Origin of the sequence: Polyangium mundeleinium (assembly GCF_028369105.1) — a bacterium.
In the GTDB taxonomy this organism is placed as follows: Bacteria; Myxococcota_A; Polyangia; order Polyangiales; family Polyangiaceae; genus Polyangium; species Polyangium mundeleinium.
In genome coordinates this window covers 12,044,761-12,067,843 of record NZ_JAQNDO010000001.1, presented here as the reverse complement: position 1 = coordinate 12,067,843, position 23,083 = coordinate 12,044,761, and the positions used below count along the sequence as shown (strand labels likewise).

The window sequence follows — 23,083 nt, the reverse complement described above, 5'->3', positions numbered from 1 at the left end:
GCGGCCTCTCAAGCCCACCCGAACCGCCGATAAAACCACCGCTTCACCACCTCCACGGTCACCAGATACGCCGCCACGAGCGGCACCAGCAGCACGAAAAACACCGGCGGCAGCGGCGCGAAGCCCACCTTCGCCCCGAGCGATGTGAAGGGAAGGAACAACGCCAGCGCCACCACCAAAAGGCTCGTCCCGAGGAGCGCCCGGCTCGGCCTTCCCCGCAGCGCGCTGCCTTGCGTCCGGATCACGAAAATCACGAGCACCTGCGTCGCCAGCGATTCGACGAACCAGCCCGTCTGGAACAGCCGCTCGTCTCCTTGGAACAAGTACAAGAGCAACGCGAACGCGGCAAAATCGAAGATCGAGCTCACCGGCCCGATCACCAGCATGAAGTGACGAATGAACGGCATGTCCCACCGGTGCGGGCGGGCCACGAAGTCCTCGTCCACCCGGTCCGTCGGGATGGGCAGCTCCGAGAGGTCGTACAGAAAGTTGTTCAAGAGGATCTGCGCCGGCAACATCGGCAGGAAGGGCAGGAAGAGCGACGCGCCGGCCATGCTGAACATGTTGCCGAAGTTCGAGCTCGTCCCCATCAGGATGTATTTGAGGATGTTGCCGAGCGTCCGACGCCCCTCGAAGATCCCCTCCGCCACCACCGAGAGGTCCCGTTCGAGCAGCAGGATGTCCGCCGCCTCCTTCGCCACGTCCACCGCGCTGTCGACCGAGATCCCCACGTCCGCCGAATGCAACGACGGCGCGTCGTTGATCCCGTCGCCGAGATACCCGACCACCCGCCCTCGTTTCTTCAAGGCGAGGATCACCCGGTTCTTTTGCGTCGGGTTCAGCCGGCAAAACAGGTTCACGCTCTCCACGCGCGCCCCGAGCGCGTGCACGTCGAGCTCGTCGAGCTCCGTCCCCGTCAGGCAACCACGCACCGGAACGCCGAGCTTTTGGCACACGTGCGTGGCCACGTGCTCGTTGTCCCCCGTCACGATCACCACGGACACGCCCGCGTCGCGCAGCGCCCGGAGCGCCGCGCCCGCGCTCTCCTTCGGCGGATCCTCGAAGGCCGCGAAGCCCGCGAAGACGAGCTCCGTCTCGTCGTCGATGACCACGTGCCGGCAATCGGCGGCCTCCGCCTTCCAGGCGATCCCGAGCACGCGGTATCCCTCCCGCCCGAGGTCCTCGAATCGCTCGAAGAACGCGCGCCGCGCCGCCGCGTCGAGGGGACGCACGTCGTCGGGACCGTTCCCCTCGTAATGCGTCGAGAGCCGCAGGATCTCCTCGAACGCGCCCTTCACGACGAGCCGCGTGTCTCCGTTTCGCCGGACCAGCACCGAGATGCGCCGGCGCTCGAAATCGAACGGCACCTCGTCGAGCTTCTCCCAGCCCCCGATGTCGACCGGCTCGCGCCGCAGGATCGCGTCGTCGAGCGGGCTCCGGAGGCCCGACTCGAAATAGCTGTTGAGATAGGCGAGCGCGAGCACCCGCGGGCTGTCGCGACCCTGCGGGTCGAGGTGCTTTTCCAGGCGAATGCGCGCTTCGGTCAGGGTCCCCGTCTTGTCCGTGCAGAGCACGTCCATGCTCCCGAGGTCGTGAATGGCCGAGAGCCGCTTGACGAGCACCTTCTTTTTCGACATTCGCAGCGCGCCGCGCGCCAGGGTCACCGAGACGACCATGGGGAGCAGCTCCGGCGTGAGGCCCACCGCGAGTGCAATCGCGAACATGAACGACGTGAGCCACGTGCGCTCGCGGACGAGGTTCACGAGCAGCACGAACAGCACCATCCACATCGCCAGGCGCAGGATGAGCAGGCCGAAATTCCGCGTGCCGAGCTCGAAGGCCGTGGGCGGCGGCTGTCTCGTCAGCGCGACGCCGATCTTGCCGACCGCCGTGTTCGACCCCGTCTGCGTGATCACGGCCTTGCCGCTGCCGCTGATCACGGACGTGCCCATGAAGACCTCGGCCGTGGCGCCGTCCGCGTTCGTGGCGTCCGCGCTCGGCCCGGGGTGTTTTTCCACGGGATAAGGCTCGCCTGTCAGGAGCGCCTGGTTGACGAAGAGGTCGCGCGCTTCGAGCAACGTTCCATCGGCGGGGACGAGGTCCCCGGCTGCGAGGAGCACGACGTCGCCGGGCACGATCTCCTCGGTGGGCACTTCGCGCGCCGCGCCGTCCCGCACGACGGTCGCGTGGACCCGCGTCGCTTTGCGCAGCTGCTCGGCCGCCCGGCCCGCGCGGTGCTCCTGCACGAAATCGAGCACCACGCTGAGCACGACGATGACCATGATGATCGTCGAGCTCCCGAGGTCCCCCGTCACCGCCGAGACGACACACGCCGCGAGCAAAAGGAGAATGAGCGGGTTCTTGAATCGCGCGAGGAGCTCCACGACGGCGGAGCGGCGTTTGGCCCCGCGGAGCACGTTGCGCCCGTGGAGGGCGAGTCGCCTCGACGCTTCGGCCTGCGAGAGCCCCTCGTCCGTGTTCAAGGCGCCTCCCCGAGGCCGAGCTCCTCCGCGAGCGCGAGCGTCCTCCGATGCGCCGGCACGTCCTCCGAATAGCTCCGTCGGAATTTGGGATCCTCGATGCGCGCTGCCGTCGTGACGAGCAGCTCCCTCGCCTCGATGCATGCCTCGCGCGCGGCCTCCGTATCTCCCGTGGCCCACCGGGCCTCCACCACGGCCAGACGAAATCGACTCTCGCCGATGCCCGTGCTCCCGCGCCCCGCGAGCAGCCCGAGGTCCTGCTCGGCGATTTCACGCGCCTCGGCCGCGCGCCCCTGCCGGAGGAGCGCCGTGACCAGGTACGACGACGCGAGCAGACGATAACTCGGCATCGTCGTCAGGTTGTCCCGTGCCATGCGGGCCTCCGCTTCGGCGCTCGCGAGGTCGCCCTCGTGGAGCGCGGTGCTCGCAAGGCAGATGTGGGCGAACGCCGAGAACAGGCTGGGCCCGGGGTAGACGTGGATGTTCTCGCGCGAGAGGCCTTTCAGCTCCTCGATATGCGGGGCGTCCTCGAGCAGGGCCCATTGGAGCGTGCTTTGGGCGTACGCCCGCACGAGCGGATCCTGCACGCGCTGGGCGAGCGCCAGCGTCTTTCGTGCGTCCTCGATGCTCGCCTCGCGCTGCCCCATCCAGAACAGCATGACCGTGGCCCCATTCTCCACGAACACCTTTTGCCGGAGGTCCCCCACCTCCGTGAAGCCCGCGGCGGCCTTCCGGAAGAGGACGAGGCTCTTCCAGGGATCCTGGTCCCGCACCATGAGGTACCACGCTCGGGTTTGCCAGGCATGGCAGCGCTCGAGGAGGTCTGTCTCCTCCAAACGATCCTCCACGCGCTGCAAGTAGTCGATCATGTCGCGCGCAATCGAGCCCTCGCCGACCGCGGCCAGTCCCCCGACGACGATCACGAGGAGCTCCATCACGACGGGGCGCGCCGAGGTGTCGGGTGAGGTCGCGGCGATCTCCCTCGCGAGCGTGATGGCGTACTCCCGCTGGCCGGTGAACATGCAATGGGAGCACAAGACGTGGGTCATCCGGTACCACGCGGAGCTGCCAGGCCTCGCCTTCGCCCGCGCCTCCTCGGCCAGGCGAATCACCTCCTCCGTGAAGCTCCCGCGGAAATTGTGCGCCATGAGCTGCCAGCTCCGGAGCGTGAGCAGCACCTCGCCGGTCGCCCCGCACGAGACCCCGCGCTCCACATGAACGAGGACGCCATCCAGATCGAAATGCGCGAACGACCGCTCGGCCGCGCGGGCGTGGTAATGGCAGGCGCGTTCGAGGTCGCCGCCGCGCTCGAAATGCTCGGCCAGCACCGTCGGCTCCTGCTCGCCGTGCCGTTCGAGCCATTCTCCGGCGAGGAGGTGGCCGAGCGCCCGATCCTCGCCGAGGAGCATCGAATACGCGCCTTCGCGGAGCAGCGCGTGGTGAAAGCGGAATTCTTCCTCGCCGGGGAACCGGCTTTCGCGCGCCTTTGCGACGAGCTCGCCGTCCACGAGCCGCGAAAACGCTTCGTGCATCTCGGACGCGTGGAGGCTCGCGCCGAGCAAGGCCGCGACGCCTCCGGCCCAGAACGTCTCCCCGAAGACGCTCGCCGCCCGCAAGATATGCCGCGCCGGGCCGTCGAGCTGCGTGAGCCTCGATTGCACCATCGACACCACGGTCGCCGGGAGCGTGGTCTGCTTCTCCTCCGCCGCGCGGATGAGCTCCTCCAGGTAAAACGCATTGCCGTCGGAGAGGGCGCAGATCCGCGTGACGGTCTCCTCGGGGGCCGCGTCGCCGAGCACGTGCCGGACGAGCTCTTCGCTCGCCTTCGGGCCGAGCTTGCGGAGCCGGAGCTCGTACAAGCGCCGCTTCGACCAGAGGTTCGGAAAGACGTCGTGGACCTCCGGCCTCGCCAGCGCGAGCACGAAGAGCGGAGAGCGCTGGCCTTCCCGCAGCGCGGCGTCCACGAGCTGCACCGTCGGCCGATCGCTCCATTGCAGATCGTCGAGCAAGAGCAGCACCGGCGCCGCGCTGCATTCGGCTTGCAGGAAGGAGAGCCAGGCGTCCTGGATGCGATCGGCGAGGAGCTGGGCGTTCTTGCGCGCCTCGCGGAGCGGCGCGCTCTCCGCGTCGGGAAACGGCGTGGAGGTGATCTCGCCGAGCACCTCGGCCACGGGTCGCCCCGCGGGGCCCATTCGCTCGGTGATGCGCGCGAGCAGCGCCTCCCTCCGCGCTTCGAGCGGCTGACCTTCGCGAAGCCCGCACGCGCCGCGGAGGGCCTGCCCGAGGAGGCCGAGCGCCGAGCTTTGCCGGAGCGGATCGGCGCGCACGTTCCAGATCGACGGGGGGTTTGGGGGCGCAGCTCGGCTCGTCCGAGCGGAGCCCCCAAGCGTCGAAGGAGGCTTGGTCCGCGCGCGGAGCTCCCGCACGAGCTCGTGGGCCAGGCGCGATTTGCCCATGCCCGGGGGCGCCACGACGAGCACGCCGTGCGCGACACCGTCCTCCACGCATTCGTCGAAGAGCTGCAAGGCCAGCGCGAGGTCGCGCTCCCGGCCCACGTACGGCGTCGGCTTTCCGAGGAGCAAACGCGGGCCCTCCGCGATCTGTCGCCGCACGACCGTGCGCCGCTCGCTTCCGGTGATCGCGCTCCGGGGGCGCTCCGGCGTCGGGGCGTCGTCCACGAGCCACGACGTCGAGAGGGCCGCGGCGACGGCCCGCCCATCCGCCGGCCGGTCCTCCGGGTGTTTCGAAAGCATTCGCGCGACGAGCGCTTCGAGCCCCTCCGGCGCCCGAGGGACGAGCTGCCGCAGCCGCGGGGGTTCGTCGAAGAGCGTCTTGCTCAGGACGGCGAGGAACGTCGCCCCCGGAAACGCGCGCTGTCCGGTCAGGCATTCGAAGAGGACCGCGCCCAGCGAAAAGACGTCGGCCCCCGCGCCCACCCCCTCGCGATCCCTCGCTTGCTCGGGGGCCATGTACCCGGGGGTCCCGAGGATCAACCCCGTGTCCGTGAGCCGCGAGGCCCCGGGGAGCTGGGCAATGCCGAAATCGAGCACCTTCAATCCCTCGATGCGCCCGCCGACGAGGAACAGGTTGCCCGGCTTGATGTCCCGATGGACGACGCCGCGCGCGTGCATGGCGCCGAGCGCCTCGGCCGCGGCGCGGAGCAATCGAACGCCCTCGGCGATGCCGAGCGGACCCCGCCCGAGGCGGCTCGCGAGGTCCTCCCCCTCGAGCCATTCCATCACGAGCCAAGGCTCTCCCGAGGGCAGCACCCCGCGCGCCACGTACTGCACGATATGCGGGTGCGACGACGTGGACAGGATCGCCGTCTCCCGCTCGAAGCGCGCGGCCGCATCGTCCCGGCCGGCCCGGAGCACCTTCACGGCGAGCCGCTTGCCCGTCGAGTGCTCGCGCGCTTCGTAGATCTCCCCCATTCCGCCAGTCCCCGCGAGCCGCACGAGATCGTACCGCCCCCCCAGGGTCTCCCCGATCACGAGCATAGGTCCCCCCTCCGACGCGGACGCGCAACGCTACCATTGCCTCCGGCCCGCCGCGAGGTTATGCGCGAACGACGGCCATGACCACTCCTGCCGAGCCTGCCGAGACCGAGACCGAGATCCCGCCGGAGCTCGTCCCCCGCAAGCGCCGCTTCTGGCCTGTCATCGGCGTGTTCGCCGCGCTCGCGGGCGTGGCCGGCTTCTTCGGCCTGCGCTCGCTCGCCGAGCCCGAGCCGCTGCGCGTGGTCGTCGCCGTGGATCTCGACGGGCACTTCTGGGAAGGCTCGCGCGCGTCGGCCCGGCTCGTGAACGAGCTTTGCCAGCGCCTCGACGCGATCGGGTTCGAGCCCGTGCGCGCCGGTGACCCCGAGGTGCTCGACGTCCTGCGCGAGGCCGAGAGCCCCGAGGCCGCCGCGAAGAAGCTCCGCGCCGCGTTCGTCGTCAAGGCGAAGTTGAGCCCCGAGACGCTCGAGCATCCGGTGGAAGGAGGCTACTTCGAGGTCCGCGCCGACGCTTCGTTCGAGGTTCACCATGTCCGCGACGAGGTCGCGCAGAGCGGCCGCCTCGTCGGCTGGGCGGGCGGCAAGCAGAAGGGCGACGCCTTGCGCCGCCTCGCCGACACGCTCGCGCTCCAGGCCTTTGATCAGGTCGTCCCGCACCTGGTCAAGCACCCGGCGCTCCAGAGCATTTTCCAGGGCAACGACATCAAGCTCGCCGATCACGTCGCCAAGGCGAAGAAATACGTCGAGGTCCGCGGCGACCGCCTCGGCGACGCGCAGCGCACCTACGAGGACCTGGAGAAGCGCCGCAAGGAGTTCGACAAGGGCCCCGCGAAGGTCACCTACCACAGCGCCCTCGGCGCCGACGACGCGCTCGGCGGTTCGGCCGCGCCCGGGTTTCTCGTGAAGACGGCCGACATCACGCCGTTCGTCGCGCCGCGCACGATGAACCTCTCGTGGATCACGGGCCTCGAAACCCTCGAATGGCGAAAGCCCGGCGGCGAGCGAAAGCTCCTCTGGAGCGGGTACCACCTCTTCAGTTATCCGGCGGCTGCGCCGGACGGCGGGCGCGTGGTGTTCGCGGAGGACCTCTTCGGCTGGGCGAAGACGCTCACCGTGGTCGAGCCTGACGGCAAGGCGCGGCGCCTGCGGATCGACGAGGATCACCGATTCTCGTCGCCCGAGGTCGCGCCGGGCGGCAAGGCGACCGCGCTTTATGATCGCCCCTGCCGCGATTGCCCGGGCAACCTGCTCGTCGTCTCGCTCGACGACGGCAAGACGCTCTACGAGCGCGCGCCCGAGGGCGGCTTTTTCTCGGGGTTCGCCTGGATCGACGCGAACCGGCTCGCGTTCCTGCACATGCCGGGTTCGCAGGAGGAGCCGCCCGCGCCGAGCGAGGAGGCGTCGGGCGAGGCCCCGTTCAAGCCTCTGCACCAGACGTTGTACGTCGCCGACCTCGGGGCCTCGCCGCCGGCCGTGACGCGGCTCTACGAGGTGGACCCCCACGACCGCTTGTCGGCCCTCGAAGCGAGCCGCGACGGAAAGAAGCTCGTCATGGAGACCCTGGGCCTCGCGATGTTCGACCTCGAGGCGGGCAAGCTCCTGCGCTTCGACATCGGGTCGGCCGAGAACCCGAGTGTTTCGCCCGACGGCAAGCTCGTCACGTTCACGCGGCGCGGGGACGTGTTCCTGTTCGACATCGAGCAAAAGCACGTCCGTCGTTTCACGCAGAACCCCTGGAAGGAGCGATATCCGCTTTTCTCCGAGGACGGATCGCGCATCTATTTCGAGTCCACGAGCGACGATCCGAACTACGAGCGCCGCACGATGTCGCTCATCGGCTCCGTTGCGGTCAAGGATGCGGGGCCGCCGGAGCCCGCGAGCGCACCTTGACGCCCTGATTCCCCCTCCTTACCACTTCTTCTTATCCCCTTATGCTCCCGCGTGCGGGAGAGGCAGACGGCATCATGTCCCAGCAGCGGATCGTCCTCGTCACCGGCGCGACCGACGGAATCGGGCGCCAGACCGCGCTCGAGCTTCTTCGGCGCGGCGCCCGCGTCGTCGTGCACGGGCGGACCGCGGCCAAGACGAACGCGGTTTGCGAAGCGCTCGCGCGGGAGAGCCATTCGAACGATCTCGTGCCCGTCGCCGCGGATCTCTCGTCGATGTCCTCCGTCCGCGCGCTCGCCGCGGAGGTCGCGGGGCGCGTGGAGCGGCTCGACGTGCTGCTCAACAATGCCGGCGTCTTCATGCACGAGCGAAAGCTCACGGAGGACGGATTCGAGATGACGTTCGCCGTCAATCACCTCGCGCCGTTCCTGCTCACGCACCTCTTGCTCCCCCAGCTCCGCGCGAGCGACGACGGCCGCATCGTCACCGTGAGCTCGATCGCCCATACCCGCGGGCAGATCGAATTCGGCGATCTCACGTCCGAGCGCTATTTCCACGGGTATACGGCGTATGCCACGTCGAAGCTCGCGAACGTGCTCTTCGCGTATGAAATGGGGCGAAGGCTCGCCGGGACGCGGATCACCTCGAACGCGCTGCATCCGGGGGTCATCGGCACGAAGCTCTTGCGCAGCGGCTTCGGCATGGGCGGGGGCACGGTCGCGCAGGGGGCCGCCACGTCCGTCCGGCTCGCGACCGACCCCACGCTTGCCGGGGTGACGTGCAAATACTTCTCCGACGAGCACGAGGAGGCCTCGTCGAAGGCTTCGCACGATCGCGCGCTCCAGCGCCGGCTCTACGAGGTCAGCGCGAAGCTCGTGGGCGTCGAGGGGTTGCCGGACGTCACGTAGGGTCACGTTCGCCCCTTGTGGCGCTTGCCCTTGTGTGTACACTCCGCGCCAAACCGAACAGGGAGACGATCCACATGGCGACGATCACGCTGAAGGGCAATCCGATTCACACGTCCGGCGAGCTGCCGAGCCTGGGGAGCAAGGTGCCCGATTTTAAGCTCCTCCGGGGCGACCTCGCCCGGGCCTCGCTCGCGACGTTCTCGGGCAAGAAGATCCTCAATATCTTCCCGAGCATCGACACGCCCGTTTGCGCCGTCTCGGTCCGCAAGTTCAACGAGCGCGCGTCCAAGAGCGGCGTGACGGTGCTGAACATCTCCGAGGACCTGCCCTTCGCGCAGAAGCGCTTCTGCGGCGCCGAAGGCCTCGCCAACGTCGAGACGCTCTCCGCGTTCCGCTCCTCGTTCGGCAAGGATTACGGCGTCGAGATCGCCGACGGCCCCCTCGCCGGCCTCACGGCGCGCGCCGTGCTCGTCCTCGATGGCGACAACAAGGTCCTGCACGCCGAGCTCGTCCCCGAGATCGCGCAGGAGCCGAACTACGACGCCGCGCTCGCCGCCATCGGCTGATTCTCCCCGCCTGGCGCACCTCCCGCCTCCCTCCGCGAAAAAGATTACACATTTCCAGAAGTTGACGCCGCTTCCGCGCGCCGCGAGAATCTGGCGCATTGCGTCGTGCTCACGCCTGCTTGGAAGGCGCCGGCCCGGCGCTCCACGGGAGATGGCGTATGAGGAAGCTTGCGCTTGCGGTGGTTCTCGGTTCGGGTCTCGCTTCCGTGGGGGGATGCACGGTGTCGCAGTACGAGCCGCCGCCTCCGCCGGGGCTGGGCGACGGCTGCACCGCGGAGGTGACCTGCAAAGGGACGCCGGTTGCGGTCGAGCACGGGGTCGTCACCGCGAAGGACGACGCCTTCCATGCTGTCGCAGCCTCGAACGACGGCGTGGTGTTCATGGGCGGCTTCGGGTCGGGGACGGCGGAGGCCGACGGCGTGCCGAAAGACGGCCGCGTCCTGCTTACCCGGCGCGGCCCCGACGGGGCGATCTCGGATTGGTCCACCAAGTTCCTGCCGGAGTCGGATGGCAAGCTCATCACCGTCGCGGGCCTCGCGGTCGCGCCGAACGGGGACGTCGCGGTGGCCGGGTATTTCAGCGGCAAGATCCAGATCGGGATCGAGTCGTACGACTCGTCGTTGGGTTCGCGGGACGCGTTTTTGGCCGTGTTCGACGGGGGGGGAGCGCTCAAATACCTCAAGGCCCTCGGGGACCAGGCCTACCAGGTGGCGCACGCCGTCGCGTTCGATGCGGAGAGCAACGTGTACCTCGGTGGCTCGTTCGCAGGGGCGGTGAATTTCGGCGACAAGGCAGGGCTCGAGGCGTCAGGGACGGGCGACGGGTTTTTGGTGTCCTACAATCGCACCGGCACGCTTCGCTGGCAGGTGCCTGTGCGCGGCCCCGGATTTCAGGCGGTCTACGCGCTCGCGGTCACGGACGACGGCGACATCATCGCGGCGGGGCTCATGGATGGGGAGAGCTCCCTCGGGTCGCTCGAAGGGGAGCTCACGCAGGGGAAAGACATGTTCCTCGCGCGCCTCGACGCGGCGTCGGGGGATGTGCAATGGGCGCAGAGGATGGGCGGGTCGGGCGATCAGATCGTCGACGCGATCGACATCTCGCCGAAGACCGGTGAAATCGCGCTCGTCGGCAATTTCCGCGGCGGGACGATGGATCTCCTCGGCAAGCAATACACGAACGACGACATGCTCGCATGGGACATGTTCGCCGCGTTTTATTCGCCGACGGACGGCGCGCTCCTCCGGAGCGCGGCCTTTCAAGGGCCCGGGATCCAAGCCGGCACCGGCGTCGCGTTCGATCCGGCCGGGGATGTCGTGATCGGCTGCCTGTTTTCGCAGCAGCTCCAGCTCGGCATCAAGCTCCTCGCAACGGAGAGCGGGCTCGACGCCGACGCCTGCGCCTTCAAGCTGCGGGGCGGGACCCTCGACGTGGTCTGGGGCCACGACTTTGGCGACGCCTGGGCGCAGGGGATCACCGCCGTCGACGTCTCCCCCAAGACGGGCCGTCCGCTCCTCGTCGGCGGCTTCCAGGGCAAGCTCGTGGGGGCCCTCAACGAGCCCGCGAGCGCCGGCGGGTTCGACGCGTTTTTCCTCGAACTCTCGCCCTGACCGGGCCGCGCTTCCCTTCCATCGACTGGCGCCTCGTCCCGGGCGTTTCGTCCGTGGGCCCCGGGGGGGACAGGGCCGCCGTGGCGGCGAGATCTCCTCGTCCCGAAAAAAGTTGGTCACATCGAGGCCCGACCTCGCCACATGGCGAGCGCGCGACGCTCGCGCTCGGAGGGAGGAACCGATGGTGAATGTGTGGAAGGTCTCGACGCTGGTGCTCGCGGGAGCGCTCGTGGTCGTCGTCGGCAGGGGCGCGGTGCAGGAGTCAGCCGCGTGTGACGCGGATCTCCCGTCGGCCGAGCAGGTCACGCGGCTCAAGCTCGCGCGGGGCTTCGCGTTCCTGGAGCGCGCCGAACAAGAGGTCGAGCAAGCCACGGCGGCCCGACCGCGGGAACGCGCGAATGCGCTCGCGCAGATCGCCAAGGCCAAGGCGTCGATCGAGCTCGCCCTCGGCCCGGCCGTCGAGCCCCAGCCCCTCCCCAAGCCCCAGCCCCTCCCTCTCCCCAAGCCCAAGCCGCGCATCCCGCGCAAGCCGGTGAGCGAGACGCCGGCCACGCAGGCGGCGACCACGACGGTGCAGCCGCGCGGCAATCCGTTCCTGGTCGCCACGCACAAGGACCTGCTGAACGGCCGCAACTGAGCGCGCGGCCGCGAATCTTCGCCCTTCCCCTCAAACCCGACGCTCGCCTCGTGCGTCCAAGGGCCATGGCCTACCGCGACGACGAGCACGCCCTGGAGATCAAGAAGGCCGAGATCGAGGCCCGCCTCGCGCAGATCGAGGCGCAGCAGCGCGAGCTCGAAGGTCTCTCGCGTGAGGGAGCGGATCTCGGCAAGGAGCTCGCGGACGTGCAACGCCGGCTCGACGAGAAGCGGCGCTTGCCTCTGCTCTCCCGTGTCGAGGTCGCGGCCCCTTGCAGCGCGGACTGGGCCTCGATGGTGGGCGACGACCGGGCGCGGTTCTGTCCGTCCTGCGAAAAGAACGTTTACAATCTCTCGGCCCTGACCGCCCAGGAGGCGGAGCAGCTCATCCGCGCGAAGGAGGGCAACCTCTGCGTCCGGTACTTCCAGCGCAAGGACGGGACGGTGATGACCTCCGATTGCCCCGTCGGCGTGCGGAGGAGGCGTGTGCGGCGCGTGCTTTCCGTGGTCGCCGTCGGGACGGGCGCAGTGGCCGCGGCCTGGGTGGGCCTGGGCATGCGCACGGAGCAGACGGTGGGGCAGATGATGCTCGCGCCGGAGCCCCCTCGCACGCGCGCGGGGGTCGAGACGATGGGGGAGCTCACGCCCGAGCAATTCCTGATGCACGACGAGGCGGCCGGGAAAGCGGCGGAGAAGACGCCGAAAAAGCCCGCGGAAACACCTTAGCCGTTCAGCCCACGCGCGCCGTCACCGCCCGAAGGATCTGCTTCTGCACCGCCGCGAAGAGCGCGAGGACGGGCAAGCTCAGGATCACGTTCCCCGCCATTACGATGTGCCAGCGCACGCCGGTGCCTTGCTCGCGGAGCAAGGCCACCGCGAGGGGCAAGGTGCGCACGTCGTCGTCGGTGGTCATGACGAGCGGCCAGAAATAATCGTTGTAATGGAACACGAAGCTGAAGAGGAACAACGACGCGAGCGTCGGCCGTAACATCGGAGCGAGCAGGCCGTAGACGATCCGAAGCTCGCTCGCGCCGTCGAGCCGCGCCGCTTCGATCATCTCATCGGGCACGGAGAGCAGCGCTTGCCGCACGAGGAATGTCCCGAGCGCGCTCACGCCGAACGGCAAGACGAGCGCCGCGAACGTGTTCACGAGGCCGAGCGGGCCGAGCATCGAGAAGACGGGGACGAACGTCACCTGCGCCGGGATGAGGAGGCACGCGAGCACCAGGGCAAATGCGACCTTCTTGCCGACGAAATGCAATTTGGCGAGCGCGTATCCCGCGGGCAAGGCGAGCAGGATTTGCAGGAGCGCGATGGCCACGGCCATGGCCGTCGTGTTGAGGAAATACCGACCGACGGGGATCGCCGTGAGGACCTCGCGGTAGGCGTCGAACTGGATCGATTTCGGGATGGGCCACGCGGGCGCCGCCACGATTTCCGGCAAGGTCCGGAGCGAGGTCAGCACCATCCACGCATACGGCCCGACCCAGAGCAGGGCCACGACGACGAGCAGGATGCGCGAAAAGGCGAGCTTCATGCGCGCCTCGCGCCGGTTCGGCCGAGCCGCCAGGTGCCGAGCTGCAAGGCCGTGAGCCCGAGCAGGAGCACGAAAAACGCGACAGTCATCGCGCTCGCCCGCCCGACGCGCAGGTTCACGAAGACGTGCTCGTAAATCGCGTAGACGAAGACCGTCGTCGATTTCACGGGCCCACCCTGGGTCATCACGCGGACCACGTCGAAGGCCTGGAACGAGAGGATCAAGCTGGTCGTCCCGACGAACGATGCGCTCGGGCGCAACATGGGCCAGGTGACGTGGAGGAACCGCGAAATGGCCCCGGCCCCGTCGAGCGCCGCGGCCTCGTGCAAGGAGCGCGGGATGTCCTGGAGGCCCGCCAGGAAAATCACCATCGAATACCCCGTGATTTTCCAGACGCTCACGGCCGCGAGCGTGTAGAGCGCGACCGAGGGATCGCCGAGCCAGTTCTTGGGGACGATGCCGACGGCGCGGCAAAGCGAGGAGAGCAGCCCGCCGTCCGCGTCGAGGATCCACATCCAGAGCAGGGCCACGGCGACCCAGGAGACGACGTACGCGCTGAAGACCGCGCCCCGCACGAAGGCATAAAGTTTTCCGGGGCGATCGAGCGCGAGCGCGAGGCCGAGGCCGAGGCCGAGCGAGATCACCACGACCACGACGCTGTAGGAGAGCGTCCGCCCGATCGTGCCCCAAAGCTCGCCGCTCGCGAGGATCTGTCCGTAGTTCGCCGTGCCTACCCATTCGGGGGGCGTGAGCATGTCCCAGCGATAAAAGCTGTTCTTGAAGACGAGCGCGAGCGGCCAGAAAAAGAAGAGGCCGAGCACGAGCGCCGTCGGGGCGAGGAAGAGATAGGGATCGAGCGGGCGCTTCGGCTTCATGGCTCCCCCGCTGCGCGGCGCGCTTCGTCGAGCGTCGCCCGCGCGTCCCTCCTGGCGAGGACGGCCTCTTCGAGCCGCGGCTGCACCGCCTCGCGCTGGATGCGGAACAAGGTCGGCGCCCACGGCCACGCGAACGCGTCCTTCAATTGATCAAGCGCGACCCGGTCGTTCGGGTGCTCGCGGTAATACCCGCTCGCTTCGAGCTCGGCGAGCCCCTTTTGCGAGACGGGCAAATACCCCGTCCGCGTGGCCCATTCGTTCGCCTGCCGCGGCTGCATCATCCATTGCAGGAAGGCGCGCGCGGCGGGGCGCTCGTGCTCCGATGAGGCGGCTGGCACGACGAACATCGTGCCACCCGTGGGCACACTCCTGCGCACATCCCCCGGCAGCGGCGCGGCGCCGACCGGGAATTTTGCGTTTGTTTCGAGGTACTTGAGGAACGCGGTCGAGGTCCAGATCATCGCCACGCGGCCCGCGAGGAAATCGGTGTTCGTGGCTTGCCAGGCATTGTAATCACGCCCGGGCGGCGGCTTCATCGTGCGCTCCTCGTGCACGAGCCGCTGCCAGAATTCGAGCGCGCGCACCCCGGCCTCGCCGCCGAGCGAGGGTGTCCCGTCGTCCTCCACGACGGTCCCGCCCGCTTGTCCCACGAGCGCCACCCAGAACCACCAATCGATGGGGCAAGCGAATCCGTGGCGGGTCACGGTCCCGTCGTTTGCACGGACGGTCGCCGCGCGGGCCACAGATTCGAGCTCGCTCCATGTGGTCGGCGGGTGCAGGCCGAGTTCGTCGAAGATCGCGCGGTTGTAATACGCAATCGGCGTCGATCGATTGAAAGGCGCGCAGACGATCGGCCGCTCCCCGCCCCGCACGAAACACCCGGTTTGCCCGAGGGCAGGGACGACATCCCCGGTCACGTGGTGGGTCTCGTCGATCGGCAGGAGCGTGCCGGCCTGCGCGAGGTAAGGAACGACCTCGCCGACCACGTGCGTGAGCGCCGGCGCCGTGCGCGCCGCGATGGCCGTGCGGAGCTTCGCCAGGGCCTCGAAATAGTCACCCTGGTAAATGGCCTTGATGCGATACGTGGTTTGCTCGGCGTTGAAGCGGTTCACCAGCGAGAGCAGCACCTCGCGGTTGGTGCCGCCATACGCGAACCACAACGACGCCTCGCCGTCCTTGCCGCCGCGCGCGCAGCCCGCCCCCGCGAGGGCGGCGAACGACGAGGCGAGCGTGATCAGCGCGTCCCTGCGCCGGAGGCGCGCGCTCATCCTCGCGCCTCCGCGAGCCTTTGGCCCGTCCTGGCGTCAAAGAACAGGCAATGGCGCAGCTCGACCGCGGCCACGAGCGTGTCACCCGGAGCGAAGGCCCCCCAGCCCGGCATGCGCGCCGCGATCCTCGTCCCCGCCGCGTCGAGATAAAGGTACGTCTCGGCGCCGAGGGGCTCGGCGTGCACGACCTTCGTGGTGATCGAAATGTCGTCGGCGCGTGGTTTGTCACGCACGATGGATACGTGCTCCGGCCGGATCCCCACGATGACGCGGTTCGGCAGCCCGAGCGTGACCGGCACCGAAAAGAGGAGGCTCGGCGCCTCGATCGTCCCGGCGTGGTACGTCGCCTCGATGCGATTGATGGCCGGCGTGCCGAGGAACGAGGCCACGAAGACATTGGCCGGTTCTTCGTAAATCTCCTTGGGCGTCCCCACCTGCTGGAGCACGCCGCCCTTCATCACGGCGATACGATCGCCGATCGTCATCGCCTCGACCTGATCGTGGGTGACATAAATGCTCGTGACGCCGAGCCTGCGCACGAGCGAAGCGAGCTCGACGCGCAGCTCGGCCCGGAGCGCGGCGTCGAGGTTCGAGAGCGGCTCGTCGAACAAAAAGACCCGCGGCGAACGCACGATGGCCCGCCCCATCGCGACCCGTTGCCGCTCCCCGCCCGAGAGCTCGCCGGGCCGCCGATCGAGCAGCTTCGACAACCCGAGCATCTCCGCCGCCTCCTCGACTTTTTTGTCCTGCTCGGGACGCGGCACGCCGCGCATTTTGAGGGGGAACGCCAGGATCTCGCGCACCCTCATGTGCGGATAAAGGGCATACCCTTGAAACACCATGGCCACGTCCCGATCTTGCGGCGCGACGTGCGTGACGTCGCGACCGTCGATCCGGATCGTCCCGGCGTCGGGCGTGTCGAGCCCCGAGACGAGGCGCAGCGTCGTCGATTTGCCGCACCCCGAGGGGCCGACGAGGACGAGCATTTCGCCGTCGCGCACGTCGAGATCGAGTTTGTCGAGGGCGGGGATTTCGGTGCCGGGGTGCTTTCGGACGAGGCCGCGGAGCTCGATCGTCGCCATGGCTCAGGTACCAAGGACGACGAGGCTCGGGATCTCGGCCGCGCGCGCGAGCAATCCCGCCTTCGGACGCACGCCGACCGGCACGCGTGACGCTGCGAGCATCGGCACGTCGTAACTCGAATCCCCGAACGCGCCGAGGAGCGTCGCGCCCGGGCACGCCTCGCGCAGCGCGAGGGGCTTGTGCTCCCCATAAACAGGCCGCCCGACGAGCTCGGCCGCGATGCGACCGTCTTGGATACGAGGCGTCATCGCGACCACGCGATTCGCCGGGATTCCGAGGAGTGCGACGCCAATCTCGACGATCCAGCGCGGCGAAGCGGAGACCACCCACACGGGCACCTTTTCCGCCTCGGCCCAGGCGAGGACGGGTGAAAGAAATCGATGCAGCCGTGCTTCGAGCCCGCGTGACGCGACGACGCGGCCGGCAAACTCCGCCACCTCGCCCAGGGAAAACCCCGCGAAGACCCAGGCCATCATGGCGAACGCGCGCGCTTCTTCATACGTGCCTTCTGCGAGCGCGCGGTAGAGGCCTTGTGCGATGTCGAGCGTGTGGCCGTCGGCTTTCGCGCCGGCCGCGCGGGCTTCGACGATGAGCGCCTCGCGCGCCTCTTCGCGCACCGCCGACTCGGCGATCAGCGTCTCGAAGAGGTCGTTGCCGACGTCGCCGCTCCAGAGCGTACCGTCGGCGTCGAACGCGAGGACCAGGTCCTCCTCGCGCGGGAGCGCCGCGCGCGCGGCCACGAGGCGCCGAACGACGCCCTCGGGGGTCTCTTGAATCGGGGTTCGACCTTCCTGCACGGTCTCCCCCTACCACATCCGCGGCGCGGCGGGCCATCCAGCCAGCAGGCAAACGCGTCCGTCGCAGTCCTTGCGCCGCCACGCACGCCTTGCGTTTCGTGACGAGGGGATCCGCCGCGCCTCGCGTGTTCCCCGGCGTTTTTCGTGGCGTTGCTCCGCGGCACGTCCGTTGCGATGGCAGCTTTGCCATGACCACCCGACATGCCGTCGTTTGGCTCGATCACAATGAGGCCCACATTTTCCACCTCACACCCGAGAGTTATGCCGGGGAGGTGATCAGGTCGCCGCACGCGCATACGAAGCTGCACCGGAAGGCGGGCCCGACGGCTTCGTCGGGGCACGCGGGCGAGGACCCGCATTATTATCACGATGTCGCGATGCTCCTCGCCGGCACCGAGGAGATCCTCGTGGTCGGGCCGGCGAACGCGAAAGACGCGTTCGTCCGGCACCTGGAGAACCACCACCACGACCTGAAATCCAGGGTCGTCGCGGTGGAGACCCTGGATCACCCGACCGACAAGCAGATCGCCGCCCACGCGCGCGCGTACTTCAAGCGCGAGGGGACGCTGTAGCGCGGCGCCTCAGCCTTCGAGCATGCGCGCGAGGCCGCGGAGCGGGATGGCGAGCCAGTCGGGGCGATTGTCGAGCTCGTAGCCAATCTCGTAGATGCACTTCTCGAGCACGTAGAAATCGAGGAGGAGGTCGGTGTCGGGATCGTGTTTCGGGAGAAACTCGCTCCCCGCGGCCGCGTTGAGGTAACCGGCGAGGTACACGGCCTCGGCCCAGGCGACCCAGGCATTCGTCCAGGGTTCGAGCACGGGCACGTCCTCGGGCCGCGCGCGGCCGGAGGCGAGGGCGGATGCCGCCGCATAATCGAAGGAGCGGATCATGCCGGCCACGTCCCGGAGCGGCGTGCGGCGGTAGCGGCGCGTCGCGAGCGGGCGCATGGGTTCGCCCTCGAAATCGATGAAGACGAAATCGTCGCCGGTGAAGAGGACCTGCCCGAGGTGGAAGTCGCCGTGGCAACGGATCCGCGTGGCGTCGACCTTGCGCGCGCCGATCGCCTTGAACCGCCGGTCGACCTCGTCCTCGCGTCGCACGATCTCCCGCGCGAGCTCCGCCGCGCCCTCTGGCAAGCTGCGCGCCCGCCGGCGAAGCGCGTCGAAGGTGCGCGCGAGCATCGTGTGCGCGGCTTGATAGAGGGATTGCTGGTGCAGCGTGGAATAGGGCTCGCGGCCGAACGTGGTATCGGTCGTATCGGCCGCGAGGGTCGCGTGGAGCTCGGCCGTCCTCTGGCCGAGTTTGTTCAGCCAAACCACCTGCGCGCCGAGCAGGTCGTGCGCGAGGGGCGGCGTCGCGCCGCGCGCGCGCTCGGTGAACGTGCCTCGCGGCAGGGGCGGCACGGCGCCCGAGCGCGCGGCTTCATCGGCGAGGACCCTATCGAAGAAGAGGTCGAGGGATTCGAGCGCGAGCTGGAAAGCATTCCCTCGACTCGGCATCCATTGCTGGACCATTCCGAGCACCGTGCGGTCGCGCCCGGTCACCTGGTATTCGATGGCGCCCCCGAGCCGCGGGACGCTGGGGTAGCGTTGCGCGTCGAGGAACGCCTGGACCTCGAACTCGGGATTGATGCCCTCCTCGACCTGGCGGAAGAGCTTGAGCATCACGGATTCGCCGTACACGAGGATGCTGTTCGATTGCTCGGCCGAGAGGAGCCGGCCGTGCTCGGTGGCCTCCTCGGGCACGTTTTGCAGGAAGGGATGCGGGACGAACCGGAGTTCCCCGCGCGCCCCGGAAAACTTCGCGCCCTGGCGAACGAAACGAAGGAGCGCATTCGAGAGGTCGGGGTCGACGAGCGCGTCGATGAGCGTGCCCTCGATGACCTCGGTGTGCCCATTGCTCACGTGCAGCCGAACGGCCGCGATGACCGCGTGGGCCGCGTTGGCTTCGAGCTCTCGCGCGCGCTCGCCCGTCGCGAAGGCGATGGGCAGGACGTAGGTCTCCGGTGGCCCGGAGGCGAAATCGACGCGGACGAAGAGGAGCCATGCGAGCGGGGCGCTGGGATCGCCGAGGGGAATGGCGTCCAGGATCGTGGCGCTCGAACGCGCGCGACCCTTGCTGCGGAAATACCGCCGCGTCGCGAGGTCATTGCAGAGGACGCGCTCGAGCGCGCGTCGCCCCTCGGGCCGCTTCACGAGGCTCTCGATGGACTGCTCGGCGAGCAGGACGGGGAGCCTCTCGCGCGCGGCGATCGTGAGAGGCGCGGTGCGTTCGAGGCCGAACCAGAAGAAATCGTGCGGCCCGAGCGAGAGCGGGTATTTGCCTTCGACCTCGGGGAAGCGGGTCCGGCCGAAGAGCTCCGTGGGCACCATGCCGCGGAAGCGCGAGAGGTCGAGCTCGACGAATTGGCCATACCGCGAGAGGTTCGCGACGACGAGCACGTTCTCGTCCCGGTGGGAGCGGATGAACGCGAGGACGCGGTGGTTGTCGGGCTGGAGGAACTCGATCGTGCCGCGGCCGAAGACCTCGTATTGCTTGCGCAGGCCGATGAGGCGCTTCATCCACCAGAGCAAGGACTGCGGGTTCGCCTGCTGGGCCTCGACGTTGACGGCCTCGTAATGGAACTCGGGATCGACGATGACGGGCAGGTAGAGCCGCTGCGGGTTGCAGCGCGAGAACCCCGCATTGCGATCGGAGCTCCATTGCATGGGCGTGCGGACGCCGTCGCGGTCACCGAGGAAGATGTTGTCGCCCATGCCGATCTCGTCGCCGTAATAGAGGACGGGCGTGCCCGGCAGCGAGAAGAGGAGCGCGTTCATGAGCTCGATGCGGCGGCGCGTGCGCATGAGCGGGGCGAGGCGGCGGCGGATGCCGAGGTTGATGCGCGCGTTGCGCTCCTCGGCGTAGACCTTGACCATGTAGTCGCGGTCCTCGTCGGTGACCATTTCGAGCGTGAGCTCGTCGTGGTTCCGGAGGAACGTCGCCCACTGGCAGGACTCGGGGATCGACGGGGTCTGGCGGAGGATGTTGACGATGGGAAAACTATCCTCGAGCTCGACCGCCATGAACATGCGCGGCATGAGCGGGAAATGGAAGTTCATGTGGCACTCGTCGCCGGCGCCGAAATACGCGGCGGCGTCGCTGGGCCACTGGTTCGCCTCGGCGAGGAGCATGCGGCCCTCGTGGCGAGAATCGACGTGGGCGCGGAGTTTCCTCAGGAAGGCGTGGGTCTCGGCGAGGTTCTCGCAGTTCGTCCCTTCGCGCTCGTAGAGGTAGGGCACAGCGTCGAGGCGCATGCCGTCGACGCCCATGTCGAACCAGTGATCGACGACCTTGAGCAGCGCCTCGTGGACGGCGGGGTTGTCGAAGTTGAGGTCGGGCTGGTGGGCATAAAATCGGTGCCAGTAATAGGCACGCGCGAGCGGATCCCAGGCCCAGTTCGAGCTCTCGAAATCCTGGAAGATGATGCGCGCCTCCTCGAAGCGGTTTGGCGCGTCGCTCCACACGTAAAAGTCACGGTACGGGTCGCCGGGCGGGGCGCGGCGCGCGCGCTGGAACCAGGCGTGCTCGCTCGACGTGTGATTGAGGACGAGCTCGGTGATGACGCGGATGTCCCGGTCGTGGGCCTCGCGGAGCAGGCGGGCGAAGTCCTCGCGCGTGCCGTAGCTCTCGCTGACGCCCGTGTAATCCGCGATGTCGTAGCCGCCGTCCCGGAGCGGCGAGGGGTAGAACGGCAGGAGCCAGATGGCCGTGACGCCGAGGTCCTGGAGATAATCGAGCTTGTGCGCGAGCCCCGGGAGGTCCCCGATTCCGTCGCCGTTCTGATCGTTGAACGCGCGGACGTGCAGCTCGTAGACGACGGCGTCCTTGTACCAGAGGGGATCGCGTTTCATAGGAAATACTCGTAATCGATCTCCCTGCGGGCGAGCCTCCGCGCATGGAAGACACAGGCGGGCGAGGTCCGCGGATCGAGCTCGACCCAGTTTCGCTTTCCTCGGAACGTATAACGCGCGCCGCTCAGGAGGTCATGGACCTCGAAGCCACGCCCCGCGTCCGTGAGCCCCGGCAGATCGAGCTCGACCCACGCGCCATGATGGTGGTACGGGTCGAGGTTGACGACGACGATCAGCGTGTCGTCCCCGTGCGTCTTGCCATAGGCGAGGACGAGGTCGCTGTCCGTCTGGAAAAAATGGAGATTGTCGCTCCGCGCGAGCGCGGGGTGCTCCATCCGGATGCGGTTGATGCGCGTGATCATGGGGCGCAGGCTGTCCGGGCGGCGGAGGTCCCAGCGGCGAAGCTCGTATTTCTCGCTGTTCGCATACTCCTCGGCGCCCTCGCGCGGAGGACTGTGCTCCATGAGCTCGAACGCCGGGCCGTACATCCCGTACGAGCTCGACAGCGTGGCGGCGAGGATGAGGCGGATGAGGAATGCCGCGGGCTCGCCGTTCTGGAGGTGCTCGGGCAGGATGTCGGGTGTGTTCGGCCAGAAGTTCGGCCGGTAAAACTCGGCGATCTCGGTCTTCGTGAGGTCGTGCATGTAGGACGTGATCTCGTCCTTGGAGACGCGCCAGGTGAAATACGTGTACGACTGGGTGAAGCCGCGTTTGGCGAGGCCATACATGAGCGCGGGGCGCGTGAACGCCTCGGAGAGGAAGACGACCTCGGGGTGGTCGCGCTTGATCGAGCGGATGACCCACTCCCAGAACGGCAGGGGCTTCGTGTGCGGGTTGTCGACGCGGAAGAAGCGGACGCCGCGGGCGATCCAGAACCGGAAAATGCCTTCGAGCGAGCGCCAGAGCTCGGGCCACTCCTCGGCCTCGAAATCGAAGGGGTGGATGTCCTGGTATTTCTTCGGAGGATTCTCGGCATACCGGGCGGTGCCGTCGGCGCGGCGCGGGAACCACCCCGGATGCTCGTGGACCCAGGGGTGATCGGGCGAGGCCTGCAAGGCGATGTCGAGCGCGACGTCGATGCCGAGGCGCGCTGCGGCCTGGAAAAACCGATCGAAATCGTCGAGGGTGCCGAGCGAGGGGTGCACCGCGGTATGGCCGCCTTCGGGCGCGCCGATGGCCCAGGGGCTGCCGACGTCGCCCCGCTGCGCGACGAGGGTGTTGTTTTTCCCTTTGCGGTTCGTCTGGCCAATCGGATGGATCGGCGGGAGGTAAAGGACGTCGAAGCCCATTTCGGCGACGTACGGCAGGCGCGCCTCGGCGTCGGCGAAGGTGCCGTGGCTGCCCTCGGCGCCGAAGGAGCGGGGAAAGAGCTCGTACCAGGTGGAGAAGCGGGCCTTTTCGGGGTCGACCACGACTTCGAGGATGCCCGGATATCGCGTGGCGAGGCGGCGATCGGGGTGGCGCGCGGCGGCCATGCAAAGGCCGCTGTCGAGCGCGAGCGTGATTCGTTCGGTGAGCGGAATCGTGTCGTCGCGCAGGCGCGCAGCCACGTCCGCGAGGGAGCGGGCGTCGTCGCCGGTCGCGTCTTTGGCGGCCTGTTCGAGCAAGGTCGCGCCGTCGAGGATGTCGACGGAGACGTCCTGCGCCGCCTCGACGCGTTTCTTGAGGTCGCGGCGGAACGTGCCGAACCGATCGATCAAGGCTTCGACGGTGTATTGCCAGAGGCCGATCGTGTCGGGCGAAAACGATGCGACGAATCGATCGGGCTCGGCGGTGGCTTCGAGCGGTACGGAGAGCCAGGGCGGATCGGGATCCCCGATGGACGGCGCGGGACGATAGAGGAGCGAGCAGACGAGCAGGTCGTGCCCATCGGCGTACACGAGGGCCGAGACGTTGATGCGATCGCCGAGGATTCGCTTGATCGGGAAGCGCCCGCCGTCGATCTCGGGACGGACGCGCTCGATCTGCACACGCCGGCGGCCTTCTTCAGGGAGCTTGTCGAGATCCACCAAGGCGTTTCGATGCGCCGCGGGGGAGGGGGGTTGTT

General features: G+C 68.4%; 16 protein-coding genes. 7 read left to right on the top strand and 9 right to left on the bottom strand.

Annotation, left to right across the window (positions count from 1 at the left end):
- Window positions 1-8: 8 nt before the first annotated feature.
- Both mgtA and POL67_RS47720 read right to left on the bottom strand, forming a co-directional pair.
- Window positions 9-2,483, bottom strand: a complete 2,475-nt coding sequence (gene mgtA, locus POL67_RS47725) for a magnesium-translocating P-type ATPase (protein ID WP_271928575.1) — start codon at window positions 2,481-2,483, stop codon at window positions 9-11.
- Window positions 2,480-5,977 (bottom strand): protein kinase domain-containing protein, encoded by a 3,498-nt coding sequence (locus POL67_RS47720; protein WP_271928574.1) that lies wholly within the window; start codon window positions 5,975-5,977, stop codon window positions 2,480-2,482. The genes mgtA and POL67_RS47720 overlap by 4 nt, the downstream gene beginning before the upstream one ends.
- 77 nt (window positions 5,978-6,054) lie before the next feature.
- On the opposite strand from POL67_RS47720, the gene POL67_RS47715 reads away from it, so the two are divergent.
- The 6 genes from POL67_RS47715 to POL67_RS47690 all read left to right on the top strand — a co-directional run bounded on the left by POL67_RS47715 (window position 6,055) and on the right by POL67_RS47690 (window position 12,309).
- Window positions 6,055-7,866: a TolB-like translocation protein gene (locus tag POL67_RS47715; protein ID WP_271928573.1), complete on the top strand. Its 1,812-nt coding sequence runs from the start codon at window positions 6,055-6,057 to the stop codon at window positions 7,864-7,866.
- Window positions 7,867-7,940: 74 nt separating this feature from the next.
- A complete protein-coding gene (locus POL67_RS47710; protein WP_271928570.1) occupies window positions 7,941-8,771 on the top strand; it encodes an SDR family oxidoreductase in 831 nt (276 codons plus the stop codon).
- 74 nt (window positions 8,772-8,845) lie between these two features.
- A complete protein-coding gene (gene tpx / locus POL67_RS47705) occupies window positions 8,846-9,337 on the top strand; it encodes a thiol peroxidase (RefSeq protein WP_271928567.1) in 492 nt (163 codons plus the stop codon).
- Between the two features lie 158 nt (window positions 9,338-9,495).
- Entirely contained in the window at window positions 9,496-10,947 is a 1,452-nt protein-coding gene (locus POL67_RS47700; RefSeq protein WP_271928566.1) for a hypothetical protein, read from the top strand.
- Window positions 10,948-11,128: 181 nt separating this feature from the next.
- A complete protein-coding gene (locus POL67_RS47695) occupies window positions 11,129-11,584 on the top strand; it encodes a hypothetical protein (protein ID WP_271928564.1) in 456 nt (151 codons plus the stop codon).
- Between the two features lie 50 nt (window positions 11,585-11,634).
- Window positions 11,635-12,309 (top strand): hypothetical protein, encoded by a 675-nt coding sequence (locus tag POL67_RS47690; protein WP_271928563.1) that lies wholly within the window; start codon window positions 11,635-11,637, stop codon window positions 12,307-12,309.
- A 4-nt stretch (window positions 12,310-12,313) separates the two neighbouring features.
- Here the strand turns inward: POL67_RS47690 and POL67_RS47685 are convergent, their stop codons facing one another.
- The 5 genes from POL67_RS47685 to POL67_RS47665 are packed head-to-tail and all read right to left on the bottom strand — an operon-like array spanning window position 12,314 to window position 17,143.
- Window positions 12,314-13,120 carry a carbohydrate ABC transporter permease gene (locus tag POL67_RS47685; RefSeq protein ID WP_271928562.1) on the bottom strand — a complete coding sequence of 269 codons (807 nt, stop codon included), beginning with the start codon at window positions 13,118-13,120 and terminating at the stop codon, window positions 12,314-12,316.
- Window positions 13,117-13,995: a carbohydrate ABC transporter permease gene (locus POL67_RS47680; RefSeq protein ID WP_271928560.1), complete on the bottom strand. Its 879-nt coding sequence runs from the start codon at window positions 13,993-13,995 to the stop codon at window positions 13,117-13,119. The genes POL67_RS47685 and POL67_RS47680 overlap by 4 nt, the downstream gene beginning before the upstream one ends.
- Window positions 13,992-15,263, bottom strand: a complete 1,272-nt coding sequence (locus POL67_RS47675) for an ABC transporter substrate-binding protein (protein ID WP_271928557.1) — start codon at window positions 15,261-15,263, stop codon at window positions 13,992-13,994. The genes POL67_RS47680 and POL67_RS47675 overlap by 4 nt, the downstream gene beginning before the upstream one ends.
- Complete coding sequence (locus POL67_RS47670) at window positions 15,260-16,345, bottom strand: ABC transporter ATP-binding protein (RefSeq protein ID WP_271928555.1); 1,086 nt, start codon at window positions 16,343-16,345, stop codon at window positions 15,260-15,262. Before POL67_RS47670 ends, POL67_RS47675 begins: the two co-directional genes overlap by 4 nt.
- Before the next feature lie 3 nt (window positions 16,346-16,348).
- On the bottom strand, window positions 16,349-17,143 hold the full coding sequence (locus tag POL67_RS47665; RefSeq protein ID WP_271928552.1) for an HAD family hydrolase: 795 nt from the start codon (window positions 17,141-17,143) through the stop codon (window positions 16,349-16,351).
- 188 nt (window positions 17,144-17,331) lie between these two features.
- Here POL67_RS47665 and POL67_RS47660 point away from each other — a divergent pair, with 188 nt between their 5' ends.
- The gene (locus POL67_RS47660) at window positions 17,332-17,715 is read left to right on the top strand and encodes a hypothetical protein (protein WP_271928550.1); all 384 of its coding nucleotides are present in this window, start codon (window positions 17,332-17,334) and stop codon (window positions 17,713-17,715) included.
- A gap of 9 nt (window positions 17,716-17,724) precedes the next feature.
- On the opposite strand, the gene treS is transcribed toward POL67_RS47660, so the two are convergent.
- Window positions 17,725-21,036 (bottom strand): maltose alpha-D-glucosyltransferase, encoded by a 3,312-nt coding sequence (gene treS / locus POL67_RS53325; RefSeq protein ID WP_276076156.1) that lies wholly within the window; start codon window positions 21,034-21,036, stop codon window positions 17,725-17,727.
- Window positions 21,033-23,045, bottom strand: coding sequence for an alpha-1,4-glucan--maltose-1-phosphate maltosyltransferase (locus POL67_RS47645; RefSeq protein WP_271931029.1), 2,013 nt, complete (start codon window positions 23,043-23,045; stop codon window positions 21,033-21,035). Before POL67_RS47645 ends, treS begins: the two co-directional genes overlap by 4 nt.
- Window positions 23,046-23,083 lie beyond the last annotated feature (38 nt).

Bases quoted from the DNA above. Each gene is read 5' to 3' on its own strand.
- POL67_RS47720 (WP_271928574.1), bottom strand. From the start codon at position 5,977: ATGCTCGTGATCGGGGAGACCCTGGGGGGGCGGTACGATCTCGTGCGG.
- POL67_RS47715 (WP_271928573.1), top strand. From the start codon at position 6,055: ATGACCACTCCTGCCGAGCCTGCCGAGACCGAGACCGAGATCCCGCCG.
- POL67_RS47710 (WP_271928570.1), top strand. From the start codon at position 7,941: ATGTCCCAGCAGCGGATCGTCCTCGTCACCGGCGCGACCGACGGAATC.
- tpx (WP_271928567.1), top strand. From the start codon at position 8,846: ATGGCGACGATCACGCTGAAGGGCAATCCGATTCACACGTCCGGCGAG.
- POL67_RS47700 (WP_271928566.1), top strand. From the start codon at position 9,496: ATGAGGAAGCTTGCGCTTGCGGTGGTTCTCGGTTCGGGTCTCGCTTCC.
- POL67_RS47695 (WP_271928564.1), top strand. From the start codon at position 11,129: ATGGTGAATGTGTGGAAGGTCTCGACGCTGGTGCTCGCGGGAGCGCTC.
- POL67_RS47685 (WP_271928562.1), bottom strand. From the start codon at position 13,120: ATGAAGCTCGCCTTTTCGCGCATCCTGCTCGTCGTCGTGGCCCTGCTC.
- POL67_RS47680 (WP_271928560.1), bottom strand. From the start codon at position 13,995: ATGAAGCCGAAGCGCCCGCTCGATCCCTATCTCTTCCTCGCCCCGACG.
- POL67_RS47675 (WP_271928557.1), bottom strand. From the start codon at position 15,263: ATGAGCGCGCGCCTCCGGCGCAGGGACGCGCTGATCACGCTCGCCTCG.
- POL67_RS47670 (WP_271928555.1), bottom strand. From the start codon at position 16,345: ATGGCGACGATCGAGCTCCGCGGCCTCGTCCGAAAGCACCCCGGCACC.
- POL67_RS47660 (WP_271928550.1), top strand. From the start codon at position 17,332: ATGACCACCCGACATGCCGTCGTTTGGCTCGATCACAATGAGGCCCAC.
- treS (WP_276076156.1), bottom strand. From the start codon at position 21,036: ATGAAACGCGATCCCCTCTGGTACAAGGACGCCGTCGTCTACGAGCTG.